The organism is Actinoplanes sp. L3-i22, from assembly GCF_019704555.1.
GTDB lineage: Bacteria > Actinomycetota > Actinomycetes > Mycobacteriales > Micromonosporaceae > Actinoplanes.
The window spans coordinates 10,680,474-10,705,506 of the sequence record NZ_AP024745.1; the positions used below are offsets into that span (position 1 = coordinate 10,680,474).

Consider the following 25,033-nt stretch of genomic DNA (forward strand, 5'->3'; position numbering starts at 1 on the left):
GACGGGCTAGGCGGCGTTCTTCAGGGCGACCTTCTCGGCGTACATCGCCGCGTCCGCGTCGGCGAGCAGGTGGTCGGCGTTCGGCCGGTCCAGCGGCGTCCACGCCGAGACCCCGACGCTGACCCCGAAGGACAGGCTCTCGCCCCGCCAGCTGACCGGCTCCGCGGCCAGTGCCCGCAGCCGGTCGGCGAAGATCCGCGCGCCGTCCCGGTCGGCCAGACCGGTGGCGAGCACCACGAACTCGTCGCCGCCGATCCGGGCCGCGGTGTCCCCCGCGCTGATCGTCGCGGTCAGCCGCCGGGCGAACTCGGTCAGGATGCGGTCGCCGGCCGCGTGCCCGTACCGGTCGTTGATCTGTTTGAAGCCGTTCAGGTCCATGTAGAAGACCACCGGCCCGAACTCGGCCGCCCGGAACAGCTCCAGCTCCAGCTGGGCGTGCAGCGCCGCCCGGTTCGCCAGCCCGGTCAGCTGGTCGTGCTCGGCCTGATGCGCCAGGGCCGCCTTGATCCGCTCCTGCTCGCGGACCACGAACACGAAGCGGACCAGGATGAACGTGGTCAGCAGCGCGATCGAGACGAGCAGCGAGACCCGGCTGACCAGCGTGCCGAACGAGTGCAGGCCGGTCACCGTGGGCAGCACGACCAGCGCGATCCCGAGGAACACCACGCGCGCCGGGTGCAGCCGCTGGGCGGCCAGGTTGTCCGGCTGCGCGGCCCGTCCCGCGTCGCGGTGCACGATGCCCGCCGCGAGCAGGCCGTTCGCCAGCAGGAGCAGGCCGTCGAAGCGATCCGCCTGCCCGGAGCGGGACAGCTCCGGGAACAGCTGCGGCAGCAGCGAGATGCTGATGTCCCCGATCAGCGTCAGGACCAGCGCCGCGACCAGATAGCGGCCCGGTCCGCGGGTGGCGCCGGGCGCGAACACCAGGATCGCGGTGCCGGCGAAGAACGTCACGTCGCCGAACGGGTACGCCGCCCCGACGAACATCTCCAGCGACAGCCCCGCCCCCTCGGCCGCCGGCAAGATCATGAACTGCCAGAACAGCCAGGCCACCACGGTCGTCAGCGCGGCCGCGTCGAGCATGCCGTCGCGCAGCCGGCCGGGCGCCCGCAGCCGGACCAGCTTGACCATCGCGACCACCAGCAGCGGATAGCCGGAGAGCCAGAGCACGTCCGACGGGGAGACGTTGCCGAGCGGGCCGGCCACCCGGCTCAGCACGTCGTAGAGGACGTCACCGGTCAACCAGACCGTCAAAGCCGCCGTGATCAGCCGGTACGCGCCCCGGCTCGGGCCAGAGATCGCCCGCATCCCGGTCCACGCGGCCGCGACCACGGCGGTGAAGCCGATCAGATAGGCGATGTGGGCGGCGTCGGTGCCCGGCCAGAAGACGGACACCGCGCCGGCGGCCGTGGCGAACGCGGGGACCGCGGGGGCCGGGACACGTCTCATGCGCTCCCTATCGGCCCGCCGCGGGCGATCCTCAGGCGGGCGAGAGCACGATTTCGGCGCGGGCCCGCCCGTCCCGCTCGCTGACGATCGCCAGCACGTCGCCGGCCGGGTCGAACACCGCGTACGGCCCGTCGATGCCGACGGTGTCGAGCGGGCCACCGTGCCGCAGGATCCGGGTCTCCTCCTCGGTCGCGATCCGCTGCGGGAACGCGCGCCGGGCCGCCTCGGCCATCGGGAGGGTGACGACGTCGGGGGCGCGCTCCTCGAGTTGCTCCAGGGTGAGCGCGGTGTCGAGGGTCATCGGGCCGACGGCGGTGCGTCGCAGTGCGGTCAAATGGCCGCCGACCGCGAGGGACGCGCCCAGGTCCCGCGCGATGGCCCGGATGTAGGTGCCGGAGGAGCAGTCGACGTCCACGTCGACGTCGATCACGTCCCCGTCCGGCCGCCGGATGTCCCGCACGTCGATCTTGTGCACGGTGACCCGGCGCGCCGGGATCTCCACGGTCTCGCCGTCCCGGACCAGCTTGTAGGCCCGCTGCCCGTTGATCTTGATGGCGCTGACCGCGCTGGGCACCTGATCGATCGCACCGACCTGCACGGCCAGACCCGCCCGGATCGCCTCGTCGGTCACCGCGGCGGTGGACGCGGTCGCGGTCACGTCCCCCTCGGCGTCGTCGGTGATCGTCGACTGACCGAGCCGGATCGTGGCGGCATAGCTCTTCCCGGAGCCGATCACGTAGGTGAGCAGGCGGGTCGCCCGATTCACCCCGATGATCAGCACTCCGGTCGCCATCGGGTCCAGCGTGCCCCCATGGCCGACCCGCCGCGTCTTCGCCAGCCGCCGAATCCGCGCGACGACGTCGTGCGACGTCATCCCCGGGCCTTTGTCCACCACAATCAAGCCATCCACCGGCTCACCCTATGACTCCGGGTGGTTCATCTTCGCCGCGGGCTTGCCCCCTTCAAGATCAAATTCTTTTCTTTCCTCGGCTGCGGCCAATAACTGATCGTCGCTCCCGCGGGGACCCTTCCGGGCCTCGCAAGGGCGCGGGGCGCCCAGAACACGAGACCCGCAAGGGCGACGTCCGTGGGTGGGCGCGCTTACAAAACCCTAAACCCGTGAATGCCGGCCCATCGGGTTATCCACACCAGAGGGTTGTCCACAGGCCGTCTACATGATCAAGGCCGGCTTCGATAGCGTGATTTCGAGGGCGGGGGAACCCCCGGTGGGCGGGCCCCTGCCTGCGACACGACGGGCCCGACCCGCGAGGCCGCGAGCCGCGAGGCCGCGAGCCGCGAGCCGCGAGGCCGCGAGCCGCGAGGCCGCGAGCCGCGAGGCCGCGAGCCGCGAGGCCGCGAGCCGCGAGGCCGCGAGCCGCGAGGCCTGTGCGGCGAGTCGCGGGGTGCGCTGTGCCGGCGGCGAGCCGCGGGGTGCGGGGTGCGCGGGGTGCGCGGTAGGCCCGGGACGTGCGGCGTGTGCACGGTGCGCGGGGTGTACAGCATGCGCGAGCGCTGGGCCCGAGGTGCGATGCCGACGTGCGCGGGGTGCGCAGAACGCGTGACGTGCCAGGGCGCGTGAGGTGCGCAGCGGCGCGAGGCGCCCGGGGCACGTGAGGTGCGGGGCGCGTGAGGTGCCCGGGGCACGTGAGGTGCGGGCGCGTGAGGTGCGGGCGCGTGAGGTGCGGGCGCGTGAGGTGCGGGCGCGTGAGGTGCGCAGCGTCGCGCGGGGCGCCGGGGTGCGCAGCGTGCGTGAGGCGCCGGGGTGCGCAGCGTCGCGTGAGGCGCCGGGTTGGGTCAGCGGGTGGCGCCGATGACGGTCCAGCGTGGGGAGCGCCAGCGGGCCACCGTGGCGACCAGCCGGACCAGGACGAACAGGGCCAGGCCGGCCCAGACCCCGCCGAGGCCGAGGTCCAGCGCGTAGGCCAGCCAGATCATCGGCAGGAAGCCGAGCAGCGCCCCGGCCACCGTCGTGGTCCGCAGGTAGGCGACGTCGCCGGCGCCGATCAGCACCCCGTCCAGGGCGTAGACCACCCCGGCGAACGGGAGCAGCCCGACGAACCACGGCCAGATCACCGCGGTCTGGTCCCGCACCGACGGATCACCGGTGAACCAGCCGGGGATCACCGACGCGCCGGCCGCGACCAGGCCGGCGAAGACGACCGCGGCCACCCCGCCGGCGATGGTGACCCGCCGGGCCACGTCCCGGGCCTGGTCCACGTCGCCGGCGCCGAGGGCCGCCCCGACCAGGGACTGGGCGGCGATCGCCACCGCGTCCAGGACGAGCGCGGCGAAGAACCAGAGCTGCAGCGCGATCTGGTGGGCACCGACCGCGGCCACCCCGAAACGGGACGCGACCGCGGTCGCGGAGAGGAAGCAGATCTGGAACGCGGCGCCCCGGACCAGCAGGTCCCGGCCGAGCACCACCTGCCGGGCGATCACCGACGGCACCGGGCGCAGCTGCCGGGTCTCGCGGATCAGCGCCCACAGGAACAGGCCGCCGCCGACCGACTGCGCGGTCACGTTGGCGATCGCGGACCCGGTCAGGCCCAGCCCGAGCGGGTAGACCAGCACCGGGCAGAGGATCGCCGAGAGCACGTTGGCGCCGAGCACGATGAACAGCGGCCGGCGGGTGTCCTGCACGCCGCGCATCCAGCCGTTCCCGGCGGCGGCGAGCATCAGGCCGGGGACGCCGAGGACGGCGATCCGCAGCCAGCCGGCGGCGGCGTCGGCGGTCGCCGGGGCACCGGCCAGCGCGTGCGCGACCGGACCGGCGAAGATCGTGCCGAGCAGGACCAGCAGCAGGCCCATGCCGAGCGCCAGCCAGGATGCCTGGACGCCCTCGGCGACGGCGGCCGGGCGGTCACCCGCGCCGAACCGGCGGGCGGCGCGGCCGGTCGTCCCGTACGCCATCAGGGTGCCGAACCACACGGCGACCGACATCACCGTGCCCCCGACCGCGACGGCGGCGAGTGGGACCGGCCCGAGATGGCCGACGACGGCGGTGTCCACCAGCACGTACAGCGGCTCGGCGGCGAGCACCACGAGCGCGGGCAGGGCGAGCTTGGCGATCTGACGGGAACCAGCGGACGACTGGGCAGACGGGCTCATGGTGTCCCATGATGCCCGCCCAGTCGTAAGGGTCACAAGAGGGTCTGGGGCCTTACCCTACTGACGCGTGTCCAGCGAGGTCTGCAGCGCGCGGCGGGCCTGCTCACGGGCGTCTTCGGTGGGCTGGGGCTTCGGCTTGGCAGCCATCTGAGGTTCCTTCCACGGTGTGGTGTGGGCGCTCACGCCTGCGGAGCGCCCCGAATCGGTCGAGCGGGCGTCACAGAGGCCGGTCCGGGATCGCCGGACGCATGGCGGGGTGACGCGACCCGAGGCGGTGACCTCGGGCGGCTCGCGGTCTCGCGGAAGGCGGAAGGTGTCAGCCGCGCAAAACCAAATCACCGTTCAGGAACCAAACTAACGTTCAATCAACCCATCGCACGGACGGTTCCCGCGATCCGGGAAGAAAAGAAGGGGGCCGCCCTTTCGGGCGACCCCCTATGAGCTGTTGAAACAGCGTCAATTCAGGTAATCGTCAAGTAGCCGACGCACGGTGTCCACCACGTCGGTCGGCTCCCCAAATCCGGTGAAACCGGCCGCCAGGCGGTGACCTCCGCCACCCTGCGAGATGGCCAGGCGGCTCACGTCGACCGCGCCCTTGCTCCGCAGGGACACCGCCCACTCCCGCTCGGCCACCTGCTTCACCAGCAGCGTGACGTCCGCCTCGGCGACCGAGCGGACCGGGTCGATCAGCGTGTCCAGCACGTACGGCGGCTGCTCGTGCCGGTCCAGGTCGGCCAGCGTGGCGTAGGTCCAGACCAGGCCGCGCCCACCGGCCGCGGCCGGCTCCAGCACCGCCCGGCCGAGCACCTCGCCGGTCAGCTTCATCGCCCCGAACGGGCGGCTGTCGAAGATCCGGCGGGAGATGTCCCCGGGCCGCAGCCCGGTCGCGATCAGCCGGCCGGCCAGCTCGTGCACCGCCACCGTGGTCGAGTTGAACTTGAACGACCCGGTGTCGGTGGCCAGCGCCACGTAGAAGCACTCGGCGATCTCCGCGTCCAGCGGCACCCCGAGCCGGGTGATCAGCTGCTCGGCGAGCACCGAGGTGGCCGCGGCGTGCGGATCCACCAGACGGATCGTGCCGAAGCCGGTGTTCGACGCGTGGTGGTCGAGCACCACGCTGACCGGTGCGGCCGCGACCCGGCCGACGAGGCCGCCCAGGCGCGACTCGGCGGCCACGTCGAAGACCAGGACCAGCGCCGGGTCGAGGTAGGCGTCCGGTTCCGGCACCAGCAGATCAACACCCGGGAGCTCGGTGTACGGCGTCGGCACGCGGAACTCGCCCGGAAACGTCGCCCGGACCCCGGTGAACCCCAGTCGCCGCAGCCCCAGGCCGAACCCGAGCATGCTGCCGAGCGCGTCCCCGTCCGGGCTGACGTGGCAGATCAGCTGGATCTCGGCGTCGCCGCCGAGCGCGCGGACCGCCGCGACGGCGGCGTCCCACTGCTCGGCGGCGGGCTCGGTCGGGGCACTCGTCACCCGAGGTCCTCGCGGGCACCGACCCGCTCGGCCTCGTCCTCGTCCTCCGGCTCCTCGGCCTTGTACGGGTCCGGGTCGCCGGCATATTCCTTGCCGGCCGCGAGCCGGTGGACCTCTTCGTCCCGGTGCCGCGCGGCCGCCAGCAGGTCGTCGATCTCCTTGACGTTGTCCAGCACGTTGTCCGCCTTGAACGCCAGGCTCGGCGAGTGCCGCAGCCCCAGTGCATGGCCTACCCGGGTGCGCAGCATGCCCTTCGCGCTCTCCAGCGCCGCGGCCGTCGAGGCCTGCTCGGTCGCATCGCCCAGCACGGTGTAGAACACGGTCGCCTCACGGAGGTCACCGGTGATCCGGGCGTCCGTGACCGTCACCATGCCGAGGCGGGGATCCTTGATCTCCCGCACCAGCGAGGCCACCAGCTCACGAACACGCTCCGCGTGCCGTCGCGTCTTGGCCGGATCCGACATCTCGCCCACCTCCGACTGTGTAACCCGCGGGTCAAACCTGCCCCGCCCTTAACTGCTGAAGCCTACCTACCCCGGATTTCAGTCGTCGTCGCCGTAAAGGCGGCGCTTGACCGACAACAACTCGATTTCCGGGCGGCCGGCCATCTGGTGCTCGCACGTGTCGATCACCGCGCGGGCCTGAGCCGGGTCGGGGGCGACGACGGCCACCCCGATCTGTGCCCGGCCGTGCAGGTCGTGGAAACCCACCTCGGCCGCGCTCACCTCGAACTTCTTCAGCATCGCGATGATCGGGCGGACATACGAGCGCTTCTGCTTCAGCGATTGGGCGTCACCGGGCAGGAGCAGGTCGAAAACTGCGGTCTCGGTATACATCAGCGGGAAAGATTACGCCGCCTTACCGCCCTGGTCAGCCCCTTTTCCGGGCGACGATGACATCGCGCTCGATGCCCTGGTCCACGCGGTGCTCGAAGTAGCCGTGGTCGACCAGCTCCAGACCGGCGGCGAACAGGATGTCCTCGGCCAGCTCGCGCCGGGCGACCTTGGTGTTCCAGGACAGGCCGATCGCGCCGCCCGGGCGCAGCAGCGGCAGCCACTCCGGCATGGCCCGCTCCAGCAGGTCCAGCGGGCGCCGGGAGATGCCGCCGGCGTCGTCGTAGGAGCCGTGCGCCACCCCGTACGGCAGGTCGGCGACCAGCACGTCGGCGATGTTGCCGCGGATCAGCCCGTCCAGCGCGGTGGTGTCGGCGTGCAGCACGGTCAGCTTCTGCACCGCGCCGGCCTTGTGGTCGTCCTTGCTGGCCGCCATGGTCACCTCGAGGCGGCGCGCGGCCTTGCGGCCCTGGCGGCGCATCGGGACCAGGTCGGCGGTGTGCTTGAGCCGCTTGCGCTTGAGCCAGGTCTGCAGGAACAGCTTGTACGCCTCGACGTCCTTGCCGTCGATCTCCACGCCGATCGCGTCGTAGCCGTACATCAGGGCCTGGTTGAGGGTGGTCCCCCGGCCGCACAGCGGGTCGAGCACGGTGAGGTGGCCGTCCAGCATCCGGTCGGCGGAGGCGGAGGCGAGCAGGGTCAGGTTCAGCACCAGCTTGGTGAACTGCTCGTTGGTCTTGCCGGCGTACTTCGGGATGGTGATCAGGTCGCTGTCGTAGCAGGCCAGCGGGTTGAGCGCGAGCGGGCGCAGCAGATCCCCCTCGACCAGCTCGAAGAGCGCGTACGCCGAGGAGAGGTTGGAGACGAACGCGATGTCCCGGGGGGTCAGCTCGGCGGTGAACGTCACGTACTCCACCCCGCCGATCTCGGCGACCTCGATCTCCGTCAGCTCACTGGAGAGCACGGTGGCGAACGAGGCCAGCTCCGCCCGGGAGATGCGGGACGCCTGGTCGGCGTAGACGCGATTGGCGGACGGGGCGAGCAGCATGGCGTAGCGGGACATCCGTCCATCCTCCCAGCAGGCGCCCGGCCCCTGGAAAAGGGGCGGCCCCCGACGGAAATCCGCCGGGGGCCGCCGAAAGCCGGGGATCAGGCCCGCGGCTTCTCGCGCATCTCGTAGGTCTCGATCACGTCGCCGATCTGCGGCGTGCCGAAGCCCTGGAGCGTCAGACCACACTCGAAGCCCTCGCGGACCTCGGTCGCGTCGTCCTTGAACCGCTTGAGCGAGCTGATCGTGACGTTCTCCGCCACCACGGTGCCCTCGCGCAGGATTCGCGCCTTGGCGTTGCGGCGGAGGAGACCCGACCGGACCAGACAGCCGGCGATCAGACCGATCTTGGACGAGCGGAAGACCTCGCGGATCTCCGCCGTGCCCAGCTCGACCTCTTCGTACTCCGGCTTGAGCAGGCCCTTGAGCGCCGCCTCGATCTCCTCGATGGCCTGGTAGATCACGCTGTAGTAGCGGATCTCCACGCCGGCGCGGTCGGCCATCTCCTTGACCTTGTTGGAGGCCCGGACATTGAAGCCGATGATCGTCGCGGTCTGCTCGGACGAGGCCGACGCCAGGTTGACGTCGCTCTCGGTGATCGCACCGACACCGCGGTGGATGACCTTGAGCTGAATCTCGTCCGGGATCTCGATCTTGAACAGCGCGTCTTCGAGCGCCTCGACCGAACCCGAGCTGTCGCCCTTGATGACCAGCGTGAGCGAGGTCTTCTCGCCCTCCTTCAGCTGGGCCATGAGCGTCTCGAGCGTGGCCTTCGCACCCGAGTTGGCGAACGAGGCCGCACGACGGCGAGCCTGCCGCTGCTCGGCGATCTGGCGCACCGTGCGGTCGTCCTCGGCCGCCAGGAACGTGTCGCCGGCGCTGGGCACCGACGTCAGACCCAGGACCAGGACCGGACGTGCCGGACCCGCCTCGGCGACCTGCTGACCGTTCTCGTCGAGCATGGCCCGGACGCGACCGTGCGCGCCACCCGCCACGATCGAGTCGCCGGCCCGGAGCGTGCCCTTCTGCACCAGGACGGTCGCGACAGCACCGCGGCCCTTGTCCAGGTGCGCCTCGACCGCGACACCCTGAGCGGGGCCGTCGATCGGGGCGGTCAGCTCCAGCGACGCGTCCGCCGTCAGCAGGATCGCCTCGAGCAGCTCGTCGATGCCGATGCCGGGCTTGGCCGCGACGTTGACGAACATCGTGTCGCCGCCGTACTCCTCGGCGAGCAGGCCGTAGTCGGTCAGCTGCTGCCGGACCTTGTCCGGGTTGGCGTCCGGCTTGTCGACCTTGTTCACCGCGACCACGATCGGCACCTCGGCGGCCTTGGCGTGGTTCAACGCCTCGACCGTCTGCGGCATCACGCCGTCGTCCGCCGCCACCACGAGGATGACGATGTCGGTCACCTGGGCACCACGAGCACGCATGGCGGTGAACGCCTCGTGACCCGGGGTGTCGATGAAGGTGATCGCGCGGTCTTCGCCCTGGTGCGGGACGACGACCTGGTAGGCGCCGATGTGCTGGGTGATGCCACCCGCCTCGCCGGCGACCACGTTGGTCTTGCGGATCGCGTCGAGCAGCTTCGTCTTACCGTGGTCGACGTGACCCATCACCGTGACGACCGGGGGACGGGTGACCAGACGGTCCTCCGCCACCTCGGCGTCGAGGTTGATGTTGAACTGCGCGAGCAGCTCACGGTCCTCGTCCTCGGGGCTGACGATCTTGACGTCGAAGCCGAGGTGCTCACCGAGCAGCAGCAGCGTGTCGTCGGAGACCGACTGCGTCGCCGTGACCATCTCACCCAGGTTGAACATCTCCTGGACGAGCGAGCCCGGGTTCGCGTTGATCTTGTCGGCGAAGTCGGACAGCGAGGCGCCACGCGACAGCCGGATCTCCTGACCCTGACCGCGCGGAGCACCCGAGCTCATCTGCGGAGCCGACAGGTTGTCGAACTCTTGACGACGCTGCTTCTTCGACTTCCGGCCACGGGTCGGCCGACCGCCGGGACGCCCGAAGGCACCCGCCGCGCCACCACCGCGACCACGGCCACCGGCGCCACCGGGACGACCCGGAGCACCGCCGACGGGACCGCCGCCACCAGCACCGGGGCCACCGCCACCGGGCCGGAAACCGCCACCGCCGCCGCCACCGGGACGGAAGCCGCCACCGGCACCGCCACCGCCGCCGGGACGGAAGCCGCCACCAGCGCCGCCACCGCCGCCGCCACCGGGACGGAAGCCGCCACCGGCACCGCCGCCGGGACCGCCACGGCCCGCGCCGGGACCACCGGGACGACCAGCGCCGCCACCCGGACCGCCACGACCCCCACCGGGACCGGCGGGACGCTGCGACGGCATCGAGGCCGGGCTGGGCCGCGGCGGCATGGACGCCGGGCTCGGCCGCGGCGGCATGCCGGGCTGGTTGGGACGCGGCATCGAAGCCGGCGAAGGACGCTGGCCACCGGCGTTGCCGGAGACACCGAACGGGTTGTTACCCGGACCACGCGCCGGCGGGCGCGGAGCGCCACCGGCCGGACCCGGACGGGGACCGCCCTGACCCGGACCACCCTGGTTGCCACCGGGACGGGCCGCCGGGGAACCCGGACGCGGCGGGATTCCGCCGGGACCGGGACGGGGACCGGAGCCACGCTGGCCACCGTCGGTCGGAGCCTGCTGCTGGTGCTGCGGGCTCGGGCGACGCTCGGCATCCCGGGTACGGGCGGCCGACGCGGCCTGGGCCGCCTTGACAGCGGCCTCCTGCTCGGCCTTCAGCGCCGAGGCGCGCGCCTCAGCGGCCGCCACCTCGATGTCGTGCGCGCTGGCCGGCTTGGCGATCGGGCCGGGCCGCGGGCCCGGACGACCGGGCACCGGAGCGTTCGGCCGGGCGGCGGGGCCGCCGGCCGACGGAGCCGGCGAAGTCGGAGCAGCCGACGGGCCGGGGCCGGGCGTGGGCCCGGGACGGCGCGGAGGCTGCGGACGGACCGACGGCGGGCCGGGACGCGGCGAGCCGGACGGAGTAGGGGCACCGCTTGACGGGGCGGAGCCGGCGGCGGACGGAGCGGACGGAGCCGCCGGAACGCTGCCGCCTGCCTCGAGGGCGCCACGGAGCCGTCGAGCCACCGGGGCCTCGACGGTGCTGGATGCGGACTTGACGAACTCGCCCATGTCTTTCAATGTGGCGAGCACGGTCTTGCTGTCGACCCCGAGCTCTTTGGCGAGCTCGTGAACGCGGGCCTTGCCTGGCACTGCACTCCTCATCTCGAGGTCGTGCGAGCAGTGCCCGCACCGACCTCACTCGTGCACTAGAAGCCTGGTCATTTCAGGGACTTCATCGAGTGCTCATCTGGGTCGTCCTACCTTGCTGGGTCGTGACGGGGCGAAGACGCCACATCATCGGTGGTTCCGCACGGCACGGAGACCGTACGGATGTGCTCGGCAAGCAGTCCGGCGTCAGCAACACCGGTGAGACGCAGCGCGCGCCCGAAGGCGCGGCGTCGCTCCGCCTGCTCGAAGCAGGCCGGTTCGGGGTGCAGGTGAGCCCCCCGGCCCGGCAGTCGGCGGTTTGGATCGGGCGAAAGCCGGAGGTCTCCCCCGGATCCGACCGCGACGAACCGCAGCAATGAAGCGGCCGGCGCGCGTTTGCGGCAGCCGACGCAGGTTCGCGTCGGGCCGACCGAAGGCAAGTCTACCCCTCGATCGCGGCGACCGCGTATCCGGTCAGTTCCCCGCCTCGGCCGCATCACGGTCCGCGACTTGAACGGGTTCGTTGTCCGGACGGATGTCGATCCGCCAGCCGGTGAGCCGGGCCGCCAGCCGGGCGTTCTGACCCTCCCGGCCGATGGCCAGCGACAGCTGGAAATCGGGCACCGTGACCCTGGCCGTCCGGCTCGCCGCGTCCACCACCTCGACGCGCAGCGCCTTGGCCGGGGACAGCGCGTTCCCGACGAACTGGGCCGGGTCGTCCGACCAGTCGATGATGTCGATCTTCTCACCGTGCAGCTCGCTCATCACCGCGCGGACCCGCTGGCCCATCGGGCCGATGCAGGCGCCCTTGGCGTTCACGCCCTGCACGGTGGACTTGACCGCGATCTTCGTACGGTGACCGGACTCACGTGCGATGGCCGCGATCTCCACGGTCCCGTCGGCGATCTCCGGCACCTCGAGCGCGAACAGCTTCTTCACCAGCGCCGGGTGCGAGCGGGACAGGGTGATCTGCGGGCCGCGGAAGCCCTTGGCCACGTGCACCACGATGCAGCGCAGCCGGGAGCCGTGCTCGTAGGACTCGCCGGGGACCTGCTCGGACTGGGGCAGGATCGCCTCCAGCTTGCCCAGGTCGACGATCACGATGCCCTTCTCGGCACGCGCGGCGTCGGCCTGCACCACGCCGGTGATCAGGTCACCGTCGCGCCCCGCGTACTCCCCGAAGTGCTGCTCGTCGGTGGCTTCCCGGAGCCGCTGCAGGATGACCTGTTTGGCGGTCATCGCGGCGATCCGGCCGAAGTCGTGCGGGGTGTCGTCCCACTCCCGGACGACCGTGCCGTCCGAGTCCAGCTCCTGTGCCAGCACCGAGGCGACGCCCGACTTGCGGTCGATCTCCACCCGGGCGTGACCTTCCGCACCGTCGGTGTGCCGATAAGCCGTCAGCAACGCGGTCTCGATGGCCGAGATAATCGTCTCGAACGGGATCTCCCGCTCGCGCTCCAGGGCGCGCAGCGCCGCGAGGTCGATGTTCACTCCTCGCCCTCCCCTTCGTCATCGTCGCCGGCTTCGTCGTCACCGGCTTCGTCGTCGTCGCCGAAATCGGCGTCGTCCATACGTTTGAATTCGATCTGGACCTTGCCCGAGCCGAGGTCGGCCCAGGCCACGCGGCGCTCGGCGCCGTCCACGTCCAGCGTGACGCCGTCGTCGTCGGTGGCCAGCACCCGGCCGGTCACCCCGCCGACCGCGACCAGGCGGCCGATGTTGCGGCGCCAGTGGCGCGGCTGGGTCAGCGGCCGGTCGACCCCTGGGGAGCCGACCTCCAGCTGATACTCCCCCGCCAGGACCTCGCCGCCCTGCTCGTCGGCGTTATCCAGGGCCTCGGAGATCTCCCGGGAGACGACTGCCACGTCGTCCAGCCCGATCCCGTTGTCGGCGTCGATCATCACCCGGACCACGAACCGGCGGCCGGCCCGGGTCAGGGTCAGGTCCTCCAGGTCGTAGCCGGCCTTGGTGACCACCGGCTCGACCACCTCGCGCAACCGGGCGCGGGCGGCGGTCAGGTCGACCCGCGGGACAATGGGGGTGCTCCGGGGGTCCGGCTGGTTCCGCCGGCCGTTCGGGCGACCACCGGGCCGGGCCCCGGCGCGACCACGCTGCGTCATCGGGCTCGACCTCTCCCTCGTTTTTTACGCTGCAACGACTATATGCCGCCGGGCAGTCCGTGGCCCCGCGGCTGACGCAGAGCGTAACGTGCCGACCTGCCGGGCGGAGCGCCACCGCACCGAAACCACCCCGTCCGCAGGTCAGCGGCCCGGCACTTCATCCGGGAAGGGGATGGTGTTGACTGGCGCGGTGCGGATGAGCGATTCGGGACACACCCGCCGCCGGGTGCTGGGCGCGGGCGGCGCGCTGGCCGGCCTGGTCACCCTGAGCGGTTGCGGCCTGTTCGGCGACGATCCCGAGCCGCCCAAGGAGCCGGACGCGCTGGCCCCGCTGCTGGCCGAGGCGCTGGCCCTGGCCTCGGCGTACGACCGGGTGATCCTCGCCGACCAGACGCTGAGCGCCCGGCTCACCCCGCTGAGCCAGGCGCACCGGGCGCACGCCGCCGAGCTCGCGAAAGTGATCGGCACGACACTGCCCAGCGCGGGCGCCCCGTCCGCCCCGGCCGGTGCGGACACCGTGGCCGGGCTGCGCAAGGCCGAGCTGGCCGGGCAGAAGACCGCGGTCGCCGCCTGCAAGATCGCGCCGGCCGCGCGGGCCGCCCTGGTCGGATCGATCGCCGCCGCTCGGGCCACCCACGCCGAGGCGCTGCGCTAGATCGTCGTCCTGCGCTAGTTTCTCGAACGTGAAAGAGCAACTGGCCGGGGCGCTCGCCGCCGAGGAGGCGGCCATCTGGGCGTACGGCGTGATCGGCGTCCACCTCCGCGAGGGCGCCGAGCAGGACCAGGCCCGAGCCGCCGAGGACCTGCACCGGACCCGCCGCGACGACCTGGTGGAGCAGCTCGCCACGCTGCGGGCGAGCACCGCGCCCACCCCGGCCGGCTACGAGCTGCCGTTCCCGGTGACCGACCGGGCGTCCGCGCTGAAGCTGGCGATCCAGATCGAGGACGGGGTGGCCCAGGCCTGGCGGGTGGTGCTCCCGGTCACCGAGAGCGCACAGCGGGTGGACGCTCTGTCGGCTTTGACCGACTCCGCAGTTCGTGCGACGAAGTGGCGCAAGCTCGCCCAGGTCACGCCATTGACCCTGATCTTTCCCGGACGGCCGACCGCCTGAGGTCCCAGAATGGGGCGGTGATCGACGAGATCGACACCACCTCATCCCGCGGTGCGCTCGCCGTCCGGCTCGGCGACGCCGTCCAACGCAGGTGGCCGGCCGAGGTGCAGGCCGTCGGGGTGCGCGGCTCGCTCGCGCACGGCGACGACGCGGACAGCAGCGACGTCAACCTGGTGGTGATCACCTTCCGCCCGCGGACCGGGCCACGGCCGGCGCTGCGGCAGGTCCAGGGAGTCCCGGTCGAGCTGGCGGTGCTGGCCGCCGAGGAGGCGCTGGGCCAGGCCCGGCAGCTGACCCCGCAGTGGCCGCTGCTCGCCGACCGGTACCTGACGACGTTCCCGCTGCACGATCCGAAGGACTGCTTCAAGGAGCAGCGCGAGGCGCATCAGAGCCTGCTCGGCGAGGCCCGGCCGGCCGAGTTCAGCCGGCTGGCGCGGCACAACTGGGCGCTGGCGGACGGGGCCCGGCAGCGGGCGATCCAGCTGGCCCGGTGGCACGACACGGACGCCGCGCTGGTGATGATCGCCCGGGCCCGGGTGCACGCCGCGCTGGTCATCGGCTTCCTCACCCGCACCTGGTTCCGCAACGCGGCGGACGCGGTCCGGCGCACCGGGGTCGCCGCCGCGGACATGGAGCAGCTCGGCACGATCCTGCGGGAGCAGGCCGACGAGCTGGCCGCCCGCGGTCGCCCGGTGGACGGCACGATCGGCGCTCTGCTCGACTGACTGCCGGGACCGCCCGCCACGCCCGGATGCCCGCCGGGCGGCCCGGAGTGGCCGCGGCCTCGCGCTCGGAGCCACGGGGGTGGGCCGGGGCGGTCGGGGCGGCCTACGTCCGTACCGTCGAATCTCGGTTTTCCGGGTTTTACGGCAGGGTCAGGATCTCGTAACCGTCGTCGGTGACCACCAGGGTGTGCTCGAACTGGGCGGTCCAGCGGCGGTCCTTGGTGACGACCGTCCAGTTGTCCGGCCAGACTTCGTACTCGTGCGTGCCCAGGGTGATCATCGGCTCGATGGTGAAGGTCATCCCCGGCTCCATGACGGTGTCCAGGCGCGGGTTGTCGTAGTGCGGCACGTAGAGGCCGGAGTGGAACGTCTCGCCGATGCCGTGGCCGGTGAAGTCGCGGACCACGCCGTAGCCGAAACGCCGCGCGTAGGCCTCGATGACCCGCCCGATCGCGTTGATCGGCCGCCCCGGGGCGACCGCGCGGATGCCCCGCATCATCGCCTCGTGGGTGCGCTCGACCAGCAGCCGGGCCTCCTCGCTGACGTCGCCGACCAGGAACGTCGCGTCGGTGTCGCCGTGCACGCCGTTCAGGAACGCGGTGACGTCGACGTTGACGATGTCGCCGTCCTCGAGCACCGTGGAATCCGGGATGCCGTGGCAGATCACCTCGTTCAGCGAGGTGCAGCAGGACTTCGGGAAGCCCTTGTAGCCCAGGGTGGACGGATAGGCCCCGTGGTCCAGGATGAACTCGTGCACCACCCGGTCGATCTCGTCGGTGGTCACGCCCGGCTTGCAGTGCTCGCCGGCCAGCTGGGTGGCCTGCGCGGCGATCCGCCCGGCGACGCGCATCTTCTCGATGATCTCCGGCGTCTGCACGTGCGAGCCGCGCCACTCCTTCGGGCGTTTCTTCCCGACGTACTCAGGGCGGACGATGCCTGCCGGGACCGGTCGCCAGGGGGTCTGCTTACCCGGCACGAGAGGGGCACGTACGGTCATGAGCACAGCCTATCCGCCGCGCGTGGCGTCGCCCGGACCCGTCCTTGCCGCCCCCTGACCCGCTGTGAAATCGTGTATTGGTGGATCAAGAGGGTCAGTACCCGACTTTCTCGGCGACCGGCGCGGTCTCCGGCGACCGGATCACCGTCACGGTCACCGGCGAGGTGGACATGTCCACGGCCCCCGCCCTCTTCCAGGCCGCCACCCCGGAGCGGATCACCGGCGCGACGATCGATCTGCGCGCGGTCACGTTCTTCGACTCGGCCGCGATCCACACGCTGATCCGGCTGGCCGAGCGGTATCCCGGGACGCTCGAGGTGTTCCCGTCCGACCGGGTCCGGCGGGTGCTCGACATCTCCGGCCTGGGCGGCCAGCCCTGGCTCAGGTAAGCGGCCTGCGCAGGGTGACCGCGGTGCCCTCCGGGGAGCGGTGCACCGACAGCTCGGTCAGCGCGCCGATCAGCGCCAGCCCACGACCGCGGAAACCGGCGTCCCCGGCCGGCCGCCACCGCCCGGTGTCCCGGACGGTCACCACGATCGCGTCGTGGTGCGTCGACGCCTCCACCGTGATCCACGGCTCGGCCGGCTCGATCGGGTGCTCGATCGCGTTCGCCGCCGCCTCGGAGACCGCCACGGTCAGGTCGAACACGTCCGCCTCCGGCACCCCGTGCGCGGCCAGGAAATCCTCCAGCCGCTGGCGCAGCACGCTGAGCCGGGTCGGATCGGCCGGCAGCCGCATGACGAACTCCCGCGGCTCGGTCACTTCCAGCGCGATCATCGCGATGTCGTCCCGTCGTACCTGGCGGCCGGCCTTCGCCAGCAGCATGTCCAGCAGGTCCTCGACGTGCTCGGTGGGCTCGGCCACGTCCGCGGTCAGCTCGGCCAGCCCGGTGTCGATGCCCTGGCGCCGATCCTCGACCAGCCCGTCGGTGTAGAGCAGCAGCCGGTCACCCGGGGCGAGCTGGACCTCCCTGGTCGGATAGGGCACGTCGCCGAGCGCGCCGATCGGCGGCCCGAGCGCGGTCCGGTAGAAGAACGTGCCCGGTTCCCCGGGGGTCACCCGGATCGGTGACGGGTGCCCGGCCGAGGAGTAGCGCATCACCCGGGTGTGCGGATCGAAGCGCAGGCAGAAGACCGTGGCGAACTGCCGCCGGCCCATCGTGTCGACCAACCGGTTGAGCCGGCTCAGGGCCGGACCACAATCAAAACCTTCGAGGACGTACGCCCGGAGCGCGTTCCGCAGCTGGCCCATGGTGGCCGCCGCGGCCACGCCCTTGCCCACCACGTCGCCGATGACCAGGTACAACCGGCCGCCGGGGGCGGCGATCACGTCGTACCAGTCGCCACCGACCCGGGCCTCGCTGCTGCCGGCCACGTACCGGCTGGCCACCACCGCGCCGGCGACCCGCGGCAGGGACTGCGGGAGCAGGCTGTGCTGCAGGGTCCGGGCGATCCGGTGCTCGATCTCGTACCGGCGCGCGCCGGCCAGCCGCAGCCCGATCAGCCGGGCCAGCGGGGTGAGCGCGACCGGCTCGACCGGCCCGCCCGCGCCGGACCAGACCCGCAGCTCGCCGAGCGCCGTCCCGGCGGTGTCCGGCAGCGGCAGCACCAGATCCGGCTCGGCCGCCGCCGCGGCGCCGCCGTCCCGCTCGGCCCGCGCGTCCGGCGCGGTCAGCACCACCCGGCCGGCCGCCGTCATCGCCTGCACGTGCCGGGCCGCCACGTCCAGCACCTCGGCGGTGCCGGTCACCACGTTCAAGGCGACCGCGGCGTCCATCAGGATCCGGCCGGTGGTCTCGGCGAGGATGCACAGGACGCCGCCGATCGAGCCGTCCCCGGCCCGGATCGGGTCACACGAAACGGTGAAGTACGCCTCGCCGACCCGCCGGTCGGTGGCGACCAGCCCGTCGTCGGTCGCGAACACCCGCCGGACCAGGTCGTCGAACTGCCCGGTCACGGCCGGGCAGGCGTCATTGTGGAACGGGACGCGGGCCGGCCCCCAGAAGATCATGATCGGCGTCCGCGAGGCCAGCATCGTGATCACCGCGCCGGTCAGCTCCGGCGGCCAGGTCGACGGGTCCCCGGCCGGTGCGGCCGACCAGTCCCGATCGGCCATCCGCCGGCCCATCTCGCCGCCACGCTCGAAAGCGATGCGCAGCCGGGCCGGCAGGGCGCCCATGTGAAGCCTCCCGTGGGGGTCGGGTGACCGGGAATGATCCGGCCCGTGGCACGTTAACACCGGGCCGGCGCTTCTACAGAACCGCGCCGACCCGCCGGCCGATCGAGGCGGCCTGGGTCAGGGCCGCGAAGACCCGCAGATCCGCCATCCGCTCCGGATGCCACTGCACGCCCAGCGCGAAGGTCCGCCCCGGGTGCTCGAGGATCTCCACCACCCGGTCGTCCGGGCACCAGCCGGTCGCCACGCACTCGCCCGGGTCCGCCACCGCCTGGTGGTGGAACGAGTTCACCGTGGTGTGCCGGCCGAACAGCTCGTACGCGCGGGTGCCCTCGGCGATCACCACGTCGTGCCGGCCGTAGTCACCGGCGCTCGCCGCCAGCGGGTCGGTGCCGGCGTGCGCCCGGTGCCGGTCGTGCTTGATCAGGTCGGGCAGGTGCTGGTGCAGCGAGCCGCCGGTGGCCACCGCCATCACCTGGTGCCCCCGGCACACCCCGAGCACCGGCAGGTCCATCTCCAGCGCGGCGCGCATCAGCATCAGCTCCGAGGCGTCGCGCACCGCGTCCACCTCGGTCTCCGGGTGCGGCTCGGCGCCGTAGCCCGCCGGGTCGACGTCGCCGCCGCCGGTGAACACGATGCCGTCCAGCGATTCGAGCACGTCGGTGCCGGGGTCGTCGGGGGTGATCAGCACCGCCCGGCCGCCGCTCTCGTGCACCGCCTTGACGTAGGTCATCGGCAGCATCCCGGCCATCATCTCGTTGCGGCCGAAGTGCACGTACTGGGCGTACGAGGTGAGGCCGATCAGCGGTCTGCGCATGAGGGTGCGTGTCTCCTTCAGCTTCGTGCGGCCGCCGCCACCAGAGCGCCGAAGAGACGTCGGTCCCGGCTCACCTCGGGGTGCCACTGCACGCCGAGCAGGAATCGCCGGGCCGGGTCCTCGACCGCTTCGGGCAGGCCGTCCTCGGCCCGGCCGGTGACGGTCAGCTTGCCCGGATCGGCGACGCCCTGATGGTGGAAGCAGTTGATGGTCAGGTCGTCACCCATCAGCCCGGCGATCCGGCTGCCGGGGGTGAAGACGGCTTCGTGCTCGTGATAGACCCCGGGGGCGACCCGGTGCCGCTCGTGGCCCAGCACGTCCGGCAGATGCTGGTGCAGGGTGCCGCCGTGCGCGGCCACCAGCAACTGCATGCCGCGGCAGACGCCGAGAATCGGCAGATCCCGCTCCAGCGCGGCGTCCAGCAGGGCGCGCTCGCCGGCGTCCCGCTCCGGATGGGTCACCGTGTGCGGGCCCGGCCGCTCGCCGTACAGCTCCGGGGCGAGGTCCGGCCCGCCGGCGAGCAGCAGGCCGTCCAGCACCCGCAGCACGTCGGCGTCCAGGTCGTCCGGGGGCAGCAGCACCGCCCGGCCACCGGCCAGGGTGACCGCGGCGGTGTAGTCGTGCGGAACCAGCGTGGTGGGAAGATCGCGCCAGACGCCCCAGGAGGCGGTCGACACGTACGTCGTTATCCCGATGATCGGACGCATCGCACCACCGTAGTCACCACTCCACAGGTTTCCCCCGGACAGGCGCGCGGCGCCGACGATCCGGCGCCGCGCGACGGGCCCTTCTGTCCTACCCCAGACGGGGATCTGAGCCCGCCTGAGCAGGGATTCGACCCCTGTTCAAGGATGCCGTGCCCGGCCCGGGGACCGCCTAAACGTTTACAGCGGCGTTACATACGCACCGGTGATACCGCCGTCGACGACGAACTGCGACGCGGTCATGAACGACGCGTCGTCGCTGGCCAGGAACGCCACCGCGGCGGCGATCTCGTCCGGCTCGGCGAACCGGCCCATCGGCACGTGCACCAGGCGGCGGGCGGCCCGCTCCGGGTCCTTCGCGAACAGCTCCAGCAGCAGCGGGGTGGCCACCGGGCCGGGGCAGAGCGCGTTGATCCGGATGCCCTCGCGGGCGAACTGGACGCCCAGCTCCCGGGTCATCGCCAGCACGCCGCCCTTGCTGGCGGTGTAGGCGATCTGCGACGTCGCCGCCCCGAGCAGGGCCACGAACGACGCGGTGTTGATGATCGAGCCCTTGCCCTGCCGCTGCATGTGCGGGATCGCGTACTTGCAGCAGAAGAAGACGCTGGTGGTGTTGACCCGGAGCACCCGCTCCCAGGCGTCGATCCCGGTGACCAGGATCGAGTCGTCGTCGGGCGGGGAGATGCCGGCGTTGTTGAACGCGATGTCGACTTTTCCGTGCCGCGCGACGACGCCGTCGAAGAGGGCCTTGACCTGCTCCTCGTCGCTGACGTCGCAGGCCACGAACTCGCCGCCGACCTCGTCGGCGATGGCTTTGCCCGCTTCGGCGGAGATATCGACACAAACGACGAAAGCCCCCTCGGCGGCGAACCGCCGGGCGGTGGCCAGACCGATACCGCTGCCGGCGCCGGTGATCACGGCGACCCGGTCCTGTAGACGCTCCACTATCAATCTCCCGTAGCCAGGAACACGTTTTTCACATCGGTGAACGACAGCAGCGCGTCCGGACCCAGTTCGCGGCCGAGGCCGGACTGCTTCATCCCGCCGAACGGGGTCCAGTACCGCACCGACGAATTGCTGTTGACGCTCAGGGCGCCGGTCTCCACCCCGCGGGCCGCCCGCAGCGCGCGGCCGAGGTCCCGGGTCCAGATCGAGCCGGAGAGGCCGTACTCGGTGTCGTTGGCCAGGCGGATCGCCTCGGCCTCGTCGCGGAACGGGAGGACGGAGACGACCGGGCCGAAGATCTCCTCGCGCCAGTGCCGATCGCCGGCACTCGACGCGAGCAGCACGGTCGGCGGGAACCACCAGCCTTCGCCGGCCGGCTTGTCCCCGCGGAACGCCACGTCGGAGCCGTCGACATAGGACGCCACCGTGTCGCGCTGGCCGGCGGAGATCAGCGGACCCATTTCGGACAAATCACTGGAAGGGTCCAATACCCGAAATTTCTTGACGGCTGACTCGAACAGGCCGAGGAACTTGTCGTAGACCGACGCCTCGACCAGCAACCGCGACCGGGCACAGCAGTCCTGCCCCGCGTTGTCGAAGACGGCCCCCGGCGCCGCGGCCGCGGCCTTCTCCAGATCCGCGTCCGCGAAGATCACGTTGGCGCTCTTGCCGCCCAGCTCCAGCGTCACCCGCTTCACCTGATCGGCACAGCCCGCCATGATCGACTTGCCCACCTCGGTGGAGCCGGTGAAGCAGACCTTGCGGACCGCCGGATGGGTGACGAACCGCTGCCCGACCACCCGACCCTTGCCGGGCAGCACCTGGAAGACGCCCTCCGGCAGGCCGGCCTCGAGGGCCAGCTCGGCGAGCCGGATCGCGGTCAGCGGAGTGAGCTCGGCCGGCTTGAGGACGACCGTGTTGCCGGCCGCCAGCGCCGGGGCGAACCCCCAGCCGGCGATCGGCATCGGGAAGTTCCACGGCACGATGATCCCGACCACGCCGAGCGGCTCGTGGAACGTGATGTCCACGCCGCCGGCCACCGGGATCTGCCGGCCGGAGAGCCGCTCCGGGGCGCCGGCGTAGTAGTTCAGCACGTCCCGGACGTTGCCGGCCTCCCAGCGCGCGTTGCCGATGGTGTGGCCGGCGTTCCGTACCTCCAATTGGGCCAGCTCTTCGAGGTGTTCCTCGACGACCGCCGCGAAGCGGCGGAGCAACCGCGCCCGGTCGCCGGGCGCGACCGCCCGCCATCCCTCGAAAGCCTTGCTCGCACGCTCGATCGCCGCGTCGGTCTCGGTCAGATCCAGCGACGGTACGGTCGTGAAGACCGCCCCCGTCGCCGGATTGATCACGTCAGTAGTCCCCACGCCAAGATCCTCACACTCAGAGACGCTCAAATCCACGGCGTAGTTCCCAGTCGGTCACCGCGGCGTCGAAAGCGGCCAGCTCCACCCGACCCATGTTCGCGTAGTGGGCGACCACATCCGCCCCGAACGCCTCGGTCGCCCGCTCCGACGACTCCCAGAGGCCGGTCGCCTCGCGCAACGTCGCGGGCACCCGCCCCGCGTCGGGGTCCAGGTAAGCATTCCCGACAAACTCGTCTTCGAGCGACAATTCGGATTCGATGCCGTGGACCGCGCCCGCGACCAGGGCGGCGATCGCCAGGTACGGGTTCACGTCCCCGCCCGGCACCCGGTTCTCCACCCGCATGCCCTCGCCGTGCCCGGCGATCCGCAGCGCGCAGGTCCGGTTGTCCACCCCCCAGCGCAGCGCGGTCGGCGCGAACGAGCCCGGCTGGTACCGCTTGTACGAGTTGATGTTCGGCGCGAACAGCAGGCTGAACTCCCGCATCGTGGCGAGCAGCCCGGCCAGCACCCGCTGCCCGGTCACGCTGAGGTGGGCCGGCCCGTCGCCGAGCATGGCCGACTTGTTCTCCGCGTCGCGCAGCGAGAAGTGGATGTGACAGGAGTTGCCCTCGCGCTCGTTGGGCTTGGCCATGAAGGTCAGCGCCATGCCCTCCTGCGCGGCGATCTCCTTCGCCCCGTTCTTGTAGACGACGTGGTTGTCCGCGGCGGCGAGCGCGTCGGCGTAGCGGAACGCGATCTCGTGCTGGCCGTAGTTGCACTCGCCCTTGGCGCTCTCCGGGAGCAGGCCCGCGCCGTACATCTCGTTGCGGATTCTGCGCAGCAGCGGCTCCACGCGAGCCGTGCCCAGCAACGAGTAGTCCACATTGTACTGGTTTGCCGGAATCAACCCCCGGTAGTTCGACGAAAAGGCTTCCTCATACGTGTCCTTGTAGAGGATGAACTCCAACTCCGTACCGGCGAACGCGGTCAGCCCGTGCGCGGCCAGCCGCTCCAGCTGACGCTGCAGGATCTGCCGCGGAGACGCCGTGACCGGCGCCCCCGCGGTGTCGAACAGGTCGGCGAGCACCAGCGCGGTGCCCGGCTGCCACGGCACCTTGCGCAGCGAGCCGAAGTCCGGCCGCATCACGAAGTCGCCGTAACCGGTGGACCAGGAGGACATCGCGTAGCCGTCGACGGTGTTCATGTCGACGTCCACCGCCAGCAGGTAGTTGCAGCCCTCACTGCCGCCGCCGACCACCTCGTTCATGAAGTACTGCCCGTGCAGGCGTTTGCCCTGCAACCGGCCCTGCATGTCGGTCAGCGCCAGCAGCACGGTGTCGATCGAGCCGTTGCCGACCGCTACGTCCAGGTCCTCGAGATCCATGGAACAGTCCTATCAGTCGTTGGTGGTCGGCATGGTCTGCTCGCCGTGCGCGGCCGCCTCCAGCAGGTTCGACCGGGGGCCGGTGAACCACTTGCGGGCGCTCGCGAACCACCAGATCGTCGCGCCGCCGACCACGATCGCCACCGCGACGATGGTGTAGTTGAAGTTCTTCGCGGTGATCGGGCCGGCCGTCGGGAGCACGAACAGCACGCAGATGATGACTACCCAGACGATCGAGATCCACCCGATCGGCGCGCTCCACTTCCCGAGGTTCCACGGGCCGACCTGGAAGTCCGCCTTGCGGCGCCGGAGGAAAACCGGTCCGACGTACGCGATGTACAGGCCGATCACCGCGATGGAGGTGGCCGCGGCGTACGCGGTCGTGTTCCAGAGCGACGGCAGCACCAGGATCGTCGAGATCGTCACGCACAGCCAGATCGAGTTGGTCGGCGTGCCGGTGCGCGCGTTGACCTGCTTCCACAGCCGGGAGCCGGGCAGCGCGCCGTCCCGGGCGAACGCGTACGACATCCGGGAGTTCGCGGTCACCGACGCCATCCCGCAGAACCACTGCGCGACCATGCAGATGAACAGCAGGAACGTACCGGTGTTGTGGCCCACCGCGTCGATGAAGATCTGCGCCGGCGGCAACCCGAGCGAGGTGGTCGCCTCGGCGTCGTAGTCCTGGATCGACCAGGTGATCGCGAACAGCAGCACGAAGCCGGCGATCACCGAGACGACCACGGAGAGCACGATGCCCCGGGGCGCCGCGTTGGCCGCGTCGTGCGTCTCCTCGGCCACGTGCGCGGACGCGTCGTAGCCGGTGTACGTGTACTGCGCCATCAACAGTCCGATCAGGACGGCGTAGACGCTCGCCCCGGCGAACCCGAACCCGGTCGTGTTGCGGACCTCGAAGAACACCTCGGAGATCGGCTTGTGCTGGTCCGGGATGACGGCCAGCACGACCACGATCACCGCGACCCCGACCAGGTGCCACCAGGCGCTGACGTCGGAGAGCAGCCGCACCAGGTTCACGCCGAACGTGTTCAGCAGCCCGTGCACGATGATGATGACCAGGAAGATCAGGAAGGTCCGCCCGGGCGTCACCTCCATGTCGAAGGTCAGGCTCAGGAACGCCGCGGTGGTGATCGCCGCCCCGAAGTCGATCGCCGCGGTGACCGCGACCTCGCCGAGGAAGTTGAACCAGCCGATGAACCAGGCCCAGGCCGCCTTGTTCTGCTTGGCCAGCGCCGCGGCCCACCAGTAGAGCGCACCGGCCGTCGGATAGGCCGAGCAGACCTCGGCCATCGCCAGCGCCACCAGGGTGACCATGATGCCGACGAAGAGCCAGCCGAGCGTGATCGCGGCCGGGCCACCGGCGTTCATCGCGATCACGTAGGACGTGATCGCACCGGCCAGAATCGAGATGATCGAGAAGGAGACGGCAAAGTTGGAGAAGCCGGACAACCGGCGGTGAAGTTCCTGCTTGTATCCGAGCTGAGCGAGACGTTCCTCGTCAGTGCTGGTGACGGCGGCTGGTTCAGTGCTCATGCGCGAG

At 71.5% G+C, this 25,033-nt stretch carries 23 protein-coding genes; 4 read left to right on the forward strand and 19 right to left on the reverse strand.

The window, feature by feature from the left end; translation table 11 throughout:
• Positions 1-6 precede the first annotated feature (6 nt).
• The 11 genes from L3i22_RS47225 to rimP all read right to left on the reverse strand — a co-directional run bounded on the left by L3i22_RS47225 (position 7) and on the right by rimP (position 13,276).
• The gene (locus L3i22_RS47225; protein ID WP_221323926.1) at positions 7-1,446 is read right to left on the reverse strand and encodes a GGDEF domain-containing protein; all 1,440 of its coding nucleotides are present in this window, start codon (positions 1,444-1,446) and stop codon (positions 7-9) included.
• A gap of 31 nt (positions 1,447-1,477) precedes the next feature.
• On the reverse strand, positions 1,478-2,356 hold the full coding sequence (truB, locus tag L3i22_RS47230; RefSeq protein WP_221323927.1) for a tRNA pseudouridine(55) synthase TruB: 879 nt from the start codon (positions 2,354-2,356) through the stop codon (positions 1,478-1,480).
• 884 nt (positions 2,357-3,240) lie between these two features.
• On the reverse strand, positions 3,241-4,554 hold the full coding sequence (locus L3i22_RS47235) for an MATE family efflux transporter (protein WP_221323928.1): 1,314 nt from the start codon (positions 4,552-4,554) through the stop codon (positions 3,241-3,243).
• A gap of 456 nt (positions 4,555-5,010) precedes the next feature.
• Positions 5,011-6,030 (reverse strand): bifunctional oligoribonuclease/PAP phosphatase NrnA, encoded by a 1,020-nt coding sequence (locus L3i22_RS47240; protein WP_221323929.1) that lies wholly within the window; start codon positions 6,028-6,030, stop codon positions 5,011-5,013.
• The gene (gene rbfA, locus L3i22_RS47245) at positions 6,027-6,494 is read right to left on the reverse strand and encodes a 30S ribosome-binding factor RbfA (protein ID WP_221323930.1); all 468 of its coding nucleotides are present in this window, start codon (positions 6,492-6,494) and stop codon (positions 6,027-6,029) included. Before rbfA ends, L3i22_RS47240 begins: the two co-directional genes overlap by 4 nt.
• A 78-nt stretch (positions 6,495-6,572) precedes the next feature.
• On the reverse strand, positions 6,573-6,866 hold the full coding sequence (locus L3i22_RS47250; protein WP_221323931.1) for a DUF503 domain-containing protein: 294 nt from the start codon (positions 6,864-6,866) through the stop codon (positions 6,573-6,575).
• Positions 6,867-6,900: 34 nt separating this feature from the next.
• Positions 6,901-7,926, reverse strand: a complete 1,026-nt coding sequence (locus L3i22_RS47255) for a TRM11 family methyltransferase (protein ID WP_221323932.1) — start codon at positions 7,924-7,926, stop codon at positions 6,901-6,903.
• Positions 7,927-8,012: 86 nt separating this feature from the next.
• A complete protein-coding gene (gene infB / locus L3i22_RS47260) occupies positions 8,013-11,159 on the reverse strand; it encodes a translation initiation factor IF-2 (protein WP_221330496.1) in 3,147 nt (1,048 codons plus the stop codon).
• 107 nt (positions 11,160-11,266) lie between these two features.
• The gene (locus L3i22_RS47265) at positions 11,267-11,653 is read right to left on the reverse strand and encodes a YlxR family protein (RefSeq protein WP_221330497.1); all 387 of its coding nucleotides are present in this window, start codon (positions 11,651-11,653) and stop codon (positions 11,267-11,269) included.
• On the reverse strand, positions 11,631-12,647 hold the full coding sequence (nusA, locus tag L3i22_RS47270) for a transcription termination factor NusA (protein ID WP_221323933.1): 1,017 nt from the start codon (positions 12,645-12,647) through the stop codon (positions 11,631-11,633). Before nusA ends, L3i22_RS47265 begins: the two co-directional genes overlap by 23 nt.
• Positions 12,644-13,276 (reverse strand): ribosome maturation factor RimP, encoded by a 633-nt coding sequence (gene rimP, locus L3i22_RS47275; RefSeq protein WP_221323934.1) that lies wholly within the window; start codon positions 13,274-13,276, stop codon positions 12,644-12,646. The genes nusA and rimP overlap by 4 nt, the downstream gene beginning before the upstream one ends.
• Positions 13,277-13,472: 196 nt before the next feature.
• Here rimP and L3i22_RS47280 point away from each other — a divergent pair, with 196 nt between their 5' ends.
• Genes L3i22_RS47280 through L3i22_RS47290 form a run of 3 tightly spaced genes read left to right on the forward strand, consistent with a single transcriptional unit; the run spans position 13,473 to position 15,113 of the window.
• Positions 13,473-13,931: a hypothetical protein gene (locus L3i22_RS47280; protein ID WP_255657688.1), complete on the forward strand. Its 459-nt coding sequence runs from the start codon at positions 13,473-13,475 to the stop codon at positions 13,929-13,931.
• Positions 13,932-13,959: 28 nt separating this feature from the next.
• On the forward strand, positions 13,960-14,388 hold the full coding sequence (locus L3i22_RS47285; RefSeq protein WP_221323936.1) for a ferritin-like domain-containing protein: 429 nt from the start codon (positions 13,960-13,962) through the stop codon (positions 14,386-14,388).
• A 17-nt stretch (positions 14,389-14,405) separates the two neighbouring features.
• On the forward strand, positions 14,406-15,113 hold the full coding sequence (locus L3i22_RS47290; RefSeq protein ID WP_221323937.1) for a nucleotidyltransferase domain-containing protein: 708 nt from the start codon (positions 14,406-14,408) through the stop codon (positions 15,111-15,113).
• A 139-nt stretch (positions 15,114-15,252) separates the two neighbouring features.
• Here L3i22_RS47290 and map read toward each other — a convergent pair whose 3' ends face one another.
• Complete coding sequence (map, locus tag L3i22_RS47295) at positions 15,253-16,110, reverse strand: type I methionyl aminopeptidase (protein ID WP_221323938.1); 858 nt, start codon at positions 16,108-16,110, stop codon at positions 15,253-15,255.
• A gap of 80 nt (positions 16,111-16,190) precedes the next feature.
• Here map and L3i22_RS47300 point away from each other — a divergent pair, with 80 nt between their 5' ends.
• Positions 16,191-16,499: an STAS domain-containing protein gene (locus tag L3i22_RS47300; protein ID WP_221323939.1), complete on the forward strand. Its 309-nt coding sequence runs from the start codon at positions 16,191-16,193 to the stop codon at positions 16,497-16,499.
• Here L3i22_RS47300 and L3i22_RS47305 read toward each other — a convergent pair.
• The 7 genes from L3i22_RS47305 to L3i22_RS47335 form a co-directional block, all read right to left on the reverse strand.
• Positions 16,492-18,288: a SpoIIE family protein phosphatase gene (locus L3i22_RS47305; RefSeq protein ID WP_221323940.1), complete on the reverse strand. Its 1,797-nt coding sequence runs from the start codon at positions 18,286-18,288 to the stop codon at positions 16,492-16,494. The two genes, L3i22_RS47300 and L3i22_RS47305, sit on opposite strands and share 8 nt — an antisense overlap.
• A gap of 73 nt (positions 18,289-18,361) precedes the next feature.
• Positions 18,362-19,102, reverse strand: coding sequence for a gamma-glutamyl-gamma-aminobutyrate hydrolase family protein (locus tag L3i22_RS47310; protein WP_221323941.1), 741 nt, complete (start codon positions 19,100-19,102; stop codon positions 18,362-18,364).
• Between the two features lie 17 nt (positions 19,103-19,119).
• A complete protein-coding gene (locus tag L3i22_RS47315; RefSeq protein WP_221323942.1) occupies positions 19,120-19,809 on the reverse strand; it encodes a gamma-glutamyl-gamma-aminobutyrate hydrolase family protein in 690 nt (229 codons plus the stop codon).
• 177 nt (positions 19,810-19,986) lie between these two features.
• Positions 19,987-20,754 (reverse strand): 3-oxoacyl-ACP reductase, encoded by a 768-nt coding sequence (locus L3i22_RS47320; protein WP_221330498.1) that lies wholly within the window; start codon positions 20,752-20,754, stop codon positions 19,987-19,989.
• Complete coding sequence (locus L3i22_RS47325) at positions 20,754-22,115, reverse strand: aldehyde dehydrogenase (RefSeq protein ID WP_221323943.1); 1,362 nt, start codon at positions 22,113-22,115, stop codon at positions 20,754-20,756. Before L3i22_RS47325 ends, L3i22_RS47320 begins: the two co-directional genes overlap by 1 nt.
• A 16-nt stretch (positions 22,116-22,131) precedes the next feature.
• Positions 22,132-23,478 carry a glutamine synthetase family protein gene (locus L3i22_RS47330; RefSeq protein WP_221323944.1) on the reverse strand — a complete coding sequence of 449 codons (1,347 nt, stop codon included), beginning with the start codon at positions 23,476-23,478 and terminating at the stop codon, positions 22,132-22,134.
• Positions 23,479-23,490: 12 nt separating this feature from the next.
• Entirely contained in the window at positions 23,491-25,026 is a 1,536-nt protein-coding gene (locus tag L3i22_RS47335) for an amino acid permease (RefSeq protein ID WP_221323945.1), read from the reverse strand.
• Positions 25,027-25,033 lie beyond the last annotated feature (7 nt).